The organism is Lyngbya sp. CCAP 1446/10, from assembly GCF_026130175.1.
In the GTDB taxonomy this organism is placed as follows: domain Bacteria; phylum Cyanobacteriota; class Cyanobacteriia; order Cyanobacteriales; family Microcoleaceae; genus Microcoleus.
In genome coordinates, this window is sequence record NZ_JAIGNI010000112.1 from 1 (window position 1) to 6,657 (window position 6,657).

The window sequence follows — 6,657 nt, forward strand, 5'->3', positions numbered from 1 at the left end:
ACCGCATTGCACGCAAATGTGGTTCTGTTTTCCTTTTTTCTTGCCATTTTTACGGATATGGGTTGATTTACATTCGCTTGCGTTGCATAAATTATTCCTCCTATTCATACTCTAACTCAGCAACGCCGCATTCTGTTCGCATTTGTCAAATCGACGGAAGGTGCAACGTTAGTTTCTCAAACTTTCGCCCGGAATTGGGCGGGAATGAAAGCGGCGGGGATTCAACGCGGTGCTTACCATTTTTTTCGACCGACAAGCAGCGTTCAAGGACAGATAGATTTGTTCCTGAAAACTGTCAAACTGGCAGCGGGGGATTTGCCGGCAGTTTTGGATTTGGAAACTACAGGCGGTTTGAATGCGGACGAATTGTGCGATCGCGCGACAATTTGGCTCGAAGCAGTCGAAAAAGCCACCTTGATGCGACCAATTATCTACACTTACCCCGGATTCTGGGACAACCTCGGCACACAACGGTTGGCAGATTACCCACTGTGGATTGCTCACTATACCAGTGCCGAGGAACCTTGGGTACCAGGAGGCTGGAAGACTTGGACTTTTTGGCAGTACAGCGACACTAGCAGTGTGTCCGGCGTTTCGGGTAATGTAGATGCCAATATTTTTGAAAGCGTCCGAGAAGGCGCGATCAATTATAAAGTTGCAGACATCCAGAAGCAATTAAGAAGTAAAGGTTTCTATCAAGGCGCGATGGATGGCAAATTTGGAACCTCTACCACAGCCGCACTCATCTCGTTTCAAAAATCTCAAAATCTCAATGCAGACGGCATGGCTGGTATCAAAACCTGGGCTGCTTTGATGCAAAAATCTCCAAAAGTAATAGTTCCCCTTCCACCGCCGACACCAACTCCAATTCCGACACCCACTCCGACGCCAACTCCAGTATCCGCTGTGCCACTGACTAAGTTATTCTCGTCTTATCAAGCTAGTGCTGCTCAAGATATTGCCTTGATTTGGCTGCAAAGTCAAGTTTCTACCTCTGTTTTAGGAGAATTTGCTCAAAAGTGGCGGACAACTGCCGTACCTCCAGACACTAATTTGAGATTAATAGATGTCGGCAAATTTTATCGCGGTTTAGCAGAACAAGACCAAGCTTTAGATTGGCTGCAAAAACAAATTTCTCCGACTGTGATTGCCGAGTTTGGGCAAAAGTGGCGTGCTCAATCTACTGCCCCAATTTCTCCGATTCGGCTGATAGACACCTGCAAATTTTATCGGGCTGCACCAAACCAAAATCAGGCATTAGATTGGCTGGAAGGGCAAATCTCGCCGGCAATTTTATCTGATTTTCGGCGCAGGTGGCAGAATGCCAAATGATTTGAGATTTGAGATTTTTATTATTTCCCCACTCGTCAAATCCTCTCCCCTTCTCCCCCTCGAACATAACAGACAATTTAGGCGCTACAGCTTGTTCCCATCTTTGACGCTAAGAGAATTATCTGATAAAGTTATAGCCAATATCAAGGTTTTTTAATCTTATTCGCAAAAAAACCAGGGCCGTGCCGAGTTTGTACCAGCGCCAAATATAGCGCCTGTACTTAAATTACTCGCGATCGCACTTTTAAAACCCAGCGGGCAGCCTGTAATAATTGTATCTATGGAAATCCCCTTTAACATCACCCTGTTGATGGTCATGACCGTCACCTGTGGTATCAGCGCTCAAGTTCTGGCCGCTTATCTGAAAGTTCCGGCGATCGTATTTTTGCTGCTGTTCGGCATTTTAGCAGGCCCGGATTGCTTGGGAATCCTGCATCCGAGTCTGTTGGGCAACGGCTTGGAAGTTATGGTATCCCTTTGCGTAGCCTTAATTTTGTTTGAAGGCGGCTTGAATTTAGAATTGCGAGATTTAGGCAAAGTTTCCGGCAGCATCCGCAATTTAGTTACTTTCGGCACTTTGATTACCCTAATAGGTGGCGGAATGGCCGCGCATTGGTTAGGAGAATTTCCCTGGCCGATCGCCTTTCTGTATGCTTCTCTAGTAGTCGTCACAGGCCCGACAGTCATCGGCCCTTTGCTCAAACAAGTACCCGTAGACAAAAAAGTCGCCGCCTTGCTAGAAGGCGAAGGCGTTTTAGTCGATCCCGTTGGGGCAATTCTGGCAGTATTGGTACTAAACGTGGTTTTAAACGGCAATACCGACTTGCTGATTTTGTTCGGAGATTTAATCGTGCGGCTGGGTATTGGCACAGTCATCGGAGTTACCGGAGGTTGGCTGCTGGGACTGATTCTCAAGCGAGCGAAATTCCTGTCAGAAGACCTCAAAAATTTAGTAGTTTTAGCCGGTTTGTGGGGATTATTCGGCCTATCAGAAGAAATCCGCAGCGAATCAGGACTAATGGCAAGTGTGCTGTCAGGTATTGTCCTCAGAGCCGCTGCTGTCCCGGAAGAAAGGCTGCTGAGAAGGTTTAAAGGTCAGCTCACAATCCTGGCTATATCCGTACTGTTCGTGCTGTTGGCGGCCGATTTATCCCTCGCTAGTGTGGTCGCCCTCGGTTGGGGAAGTTTTTTTACAGTTTTAGCCTTAATGTGGATAGTGAGACCGATTAATATTTGGGTTTGCACCATCAACAGCGGGCTCAACTGGAGGCAAAAATTATTTGCTTCTTGGGTAGCGCCGAGGGGAATTATTTCAGCTTCGATCGCATCTTTATTTGCAATTTTGCTCACCCAGCGAGGAATCAACGGTGGCGACTCAATTAAAGCCTTAGTCTTCCTAACAATTATTATCACAGTTTTCGTGCAAGGGCTGACAGCGGGATGGGTCGCTCAAATTTTGGACATCACCTTAAAATCAGCTACCGGTGCCGTGATTGTAGGGTCAAATCCTTTGAGCAGATTAATTGCTCGCTTATTTCAAGAACGCGGAGAATCTGTCGCAATTATCGACACCAACCCGGAATCTTGCAAACAAGCAGAAAAAGAAGGTTTGCGAGTGTTTTTGAGTAGTGCTTTGGATCACAGCATTTTAGAAGAAGCCGGACTTGATTCGATGGGAACTTTTTTAGCAATGACCAACAACGGCGAGGTAAACTTAGTGTTAGCTCAACGAGCAGCCGAGGAGTTTGCACCGCCGAGGGTTTTGGCAATCTTCCCCAAAGACCAGCAAGCAAACTCGCCTGCAAATAACAGTAAAATCAATCAAGCGTTTGTATCCGATTTGTCGCTGAAGGATTGGAACGAATATTTGAGCGACAACGAAGTAAAATTGGGGGAAACAGATTTAAAAAGTGAGGGATTGCAGTTTCAGATTGCTCACTTGCAAGCTTTGGTTCAGGCTGGGGAGTTAGCGCCGCTGCTGCTGGAAAGACAAGGATACTTGCAAGTAGTATCAGCGACAGAAATTTGGCAAGCGGGCGATCGAATTATCTATTTACTATACGATCCTACACCGAAATTGTTGAAAAGATTGTCAGGTTCGTCGCAATCTCGCCTGACTTTGGAAAAGCATCAAGTAGTTGAAGAAGTGCCGATTCCTACTCCGATTGTAGAGGAGATTTTGGTAGAAGCGGAAATAGCAGAAGAGGCTGAAATTTTGCAGCCGCCTGTTTCGCGGTAGGGGCATTAACCCTGTGTCCGATCGGTTCTATAATCTAGGTATCCCAGCAAGAAGCAGGATAATTTTATGACCGGAGAAGGTTCGTATAAAGCAAATACGTACAATCTGGAATTAGAGGGAGAAATCCAGCGATTAAAAGCTCAAGTTCTGATAAGTTGGGAAAAGGAAGCGCGCAATTTAAAGTGGTTCGGTTTAGCAGACGGGATGAATGTTTTAGAAGCGGGTAGCGGGCCGGGATTTTTTACCGAAAAGCTGTTAGAATTGCTGCCAAACAGTTCGATAACAGCGGTAGAAATTGACCCCGTACTGCACGAAAAAGCAGTAGAATATTTGCATGAAAAAGCTGGCGATCGAGTAAATTACGTGCAAGCGTCGGTGGCGGATACCGGCTTACCTGCGAACTCTTTTGATTTTGCGATCGCCCGTTTGCTATTCGTCCACCTCCCCGAACCAGTCGCAGCAGCTAGAGAAATATTCCGCATCTTAAAGCCTAGGGGAAAATTGGTGATTATCGATAGCGATGCCGATCTGTTTTGGCTGACAAATCCACCCCTATCAGTCGAGATTGTCAGGGAGAAATTCAAACAGGTTATGGCCTCGCGGGGAGGCAATTTATCGATCGGGCGAAATCTGTGCCGCATTCTCAAACAAGCTGGATTTGGTAGCATCGATTTAGAAGCGGTTGTCAGCCACAGCGATATCATCGGAATTGAAGCGTTTGAGCCTTTGCTGGACTCCGGGCCCATTTTACAGTTGGTCAAACAAGGGTTGATTTCCGAGTCAGAAATAGCCAGTTATCTGGTTTCGCGGGATGAGTTTGTCGCTAAGGGCGATCGATTAATGATGAGTTTTTGGTTGATGGCTTGCGGGGAAAAGAATCAATAGACATCTCGAATAACTCTCAAACTTCCTCCCAGCAATGACTAATGACTAATGACCAATGACTCTAAATCCTCCCTTCAACCTTCCGCTTCTTCCTTTGTGGAACAGGCGTCCCGCCTGTGGTAATTTATTTCTACTGCAAATACCCAATCCAAGCGGGCAGAACATCCGGCGAACCATACCACTTCCCCGGAGAGCGAGGCGAATGCCAAACACCCTCCAACACCAAATTTTCGGCCCCGTCCAAATGAGCAGCTTCAATCGGCGTAATTCCATCTCCCCAAGTTTCGCCATTCCCCACAGTCAACTCATAACTTTTATAAGCCAGCCACGTCTTTAAACCGGGCTTGCCCAAAACAGCTTTCCCAGCAGCGCATACGTAGCGCACCTGCGGGTGAAAAGCCCCCGGATAGTAAATTTTGACAAAATCTAGGTTTTTGCGCGTCCAGCGCTCTTGAGAGACGTGTGGCGTGCCTAAAGTGATTAAAGTATGGACGCAAGGGTGAGCTTCCCACAAACCCGCATCCTCCAGCACATCTCCGTGAATCGTGTAAGGCTTTTCGCCTAAATAAATCCGAGAAATCCAGCCGCCTGCGGAATGACCGATGAGGTTGATCTGTTGGCTGCCGTATTGCTGTAACATCTGTTTGACCGTGCGATCGAGCTGTCGCAAAATTGGCACCATCGATCGCCCGCCAAGAGTGGGCAACCAATCTCCCTTGCCCAGTGGTACTGTTACTGTGGGGAAACCTCGATCGACCAAAGATTTTTCTAATTCCCGATAGTCTGAAGCAGCAGCAAAATATCCTGGCAAAATCACGGTTGGTAATGGCATGATCAATTTGAGATTTGAGATTTGAGATTTGAGATTTTGCGATCGGGATGCTACGATCTATTTTTCAAGTTCAAAGACGCTTGTCGAAGCATCCTTTGGATTGCTAACATCTGCCGCTCGTTAAACTTTTTGCTTGGGGAATATCTACTTTTATGGCTCGCGAGCCGATTGCAACATTGTATTTTACCCTAGTTGTCGTTCACTTAGAAGACCGTTTTCTACTGGTACAAGAGCGCAAGTACGAGCAGCAGTGGTATCTCCCAGCAGGGCGAGTGGAAAAAGGCGAGACTTTGCTCGAAGCTGCTGTGCGCAATACCATTGAGGAAGCGGGCATTTCTGTGATCGTGGAGGGAATTCTCAGGGTAGAGCATACGGTGATGCCTAGGGGCAATGTGCGCCTGAGAGTGATTTTTGTGGCTCGCCCTGAAGATAAGACACCGCCCAAGAGCAAGCCGGATGAGCACACTTTATGTGCTGGTTGGTATTCTCTCAAAGAGTTAGACCAGTTGTCGCTACGGGGTGAGGAAGTTCGGGAAATGTTTCAGTACATGGCAAGCGGTGCTCCAATTTATCCGCTCGACTTGCTGAGCATCGAGGGAGCTCCTTTTAAAACTTACCGCTATCGCTGGTGAATCCTGCGATTTGAGATTTGAGATTTGAGATTTGAGATTGACTCCACAGATTAATCTGGGAGCTTGAACAAAAGTCTAAAATTTTGAGAATCGACCCTCACACTCGTGTACGTGGGACGGTGCTCATGTTTGAGGGCCATCGAGGGGCCGCGGGCCTGGTTGGCAGCCACTAGATCAGTTTTTTGATGCTGTAACCGAATTGGAAACGCCGATCGATCGAACTTGTCGATCGTGTTTAATAAATTTGGTTCAGTTTTGGGCCCATAAATTGTCATCAAGGTCGATCGGCAATTTAGAGGGCGATCGTGCTAAAATTATACCTTTGAATTCCTAACAGTATCTTTTTAAATCGCTCAAAATAAAAAAATATCAATTTTAGATTACCAATTTCAGATTACCAATTCCAGATTGCCAATTACCAATTACCAATTCCCCATTCCCATTGTCATGAATGACTCTTCGTCCCTAGCCAACGCCCTTTCCGAACCGCTGCGCCAGCCTTTTTGGTGGGCAGCCCTAGCTTCTGTCGGCCTTCACGGAGTGCTCGGAGTCGGCGCCCCGACGATCTCAAACATCATCTATGGTGGAAATTCCTCAAAAAAGATCCCCGGTTCCGTCGGCTTGGTAGAACTAACTCCCGCAGAAGCCGGCCGCCTGCCACAAACTATACCACCGCGACCGTCCAATAAGCCATTTTCGCTCGTCGCACCAGTTCCCCTTCCCGCCCCGCCCAAGTT

Annotated in this window: 5 protein-coding genes and 1 pseudogene; 5 read left to right on the top strand and 1 reads right to left on the bottom strand. The window is 47.1% G+C overall.

Features of this window, described 5'->3' with window-relative positions; genetic code table 11:
- The first annotated feature begins 132 nt into the window (after window positions 1-132).
- The 3 genes from K4039_RS26245 (at window position 133) to K4039_RS26255 (ending at window position 4,456) form a co-directional block, all read left to right on the top strand.
- Complete coding sequence (locus K4039_RS26245; protein WP_265239443.1) at window positions 133-1,332, top strand: GH25 family lysozyme; 1,200 nt, start codon at window positions 133-135, stop codon at window positions 1,330-1,332.
- A 280-nt stretch (window positions 1,333-1,612) separates the two neighbouring features.
- Window positions 1,613-3,571, top strand: a complete 1,959-nt coding sequence (locus tag K4039_RS26250; protein WP_265239439.1) for a sodium:proton antiporter — start codon at window positions 1,613-1,615, stop codon at window positions 3,569-3,571.
- Window positions 3,572-3,637: 66 nt separating this feature from the next.
- Window positions 3,638-4,456, top strand: a complete 819-nt coding sequence (locus K4039_RS26255; protein ID WP_265239440.1) for a class I SAM-dependent methyltransferase — start codon at window positions 3,638-3,640, stop codon at window positions 4,454-4,456.
- 130 nt (window positions 4,457-4,586) lie between these two features.
- Here the strand turns inward: K4039_RS26255 and K4039_RS26260 are convergent, their stop codons facing one another.
- Window positions 4,587-5,288 (bottom strand): triacylglycerol lipase, encoded by a 702-nt coding sequence (locus tag K4039_RS26260; protein ID WP_265239441.1) that lies wholly within the window; start codon window positions 5,286-5,288, stop codon window positions 4,587-4,589.
- 152 nt (window positions 5,289-5,440) lie between these two features.
- Between K4039_RS26260 and K4039_RS26265 the strand changes: the two genes are divergently transcribed.
- Both K4039_RS26265 and K4039_RS26270 read left to right on the top strand, forming a co-directional pair.
- A complete protein-coding gene (locus K4039_RS26265; protein WP_265239442.1) occupies window positions 5,441-5,920 on the top strand; it encodes an NUDIX domain-containing protein in 480 nt (159 codons plus the stop codon).
- 447 nt (window positions 5,921-6,367) lie between these two features.
- A pseudogene (locus K4039_RS26270) lies at window positions 6,368-6,657 on the top strand (hypothetical protein); the annotation flags it as partial.

Coding starts and splice junctions, on each gene's coding strand:
- K4039_RS26250 (WP_265239439.1), top strand. CDS start 1,613: ATGGAAATCCCCTTTAACATCACCCTGTTGATGGTCATGACCGTCACC.
- K4039_RS26255 (WP_265239440.1), top strand. CDS start 3,638: ATGACCGGAGAAGGTTCGTATAAAGCAAATACGTACAATCTGGAATTA.
- K4039_RS26260 (WP_265239441.1), bottom strand. CDS start 5,288: ATGCCATTACCAACCGTGATTTTGCCAGGATATTTTGCTGCTGCTTCA.
- K4039_RS26265 (WP_265239442.1), top strand. CDS start 5,441: ATGGCTCGCGAGCCGATTGCAACATTGTATTTTACCCTAGTTGTCGTT.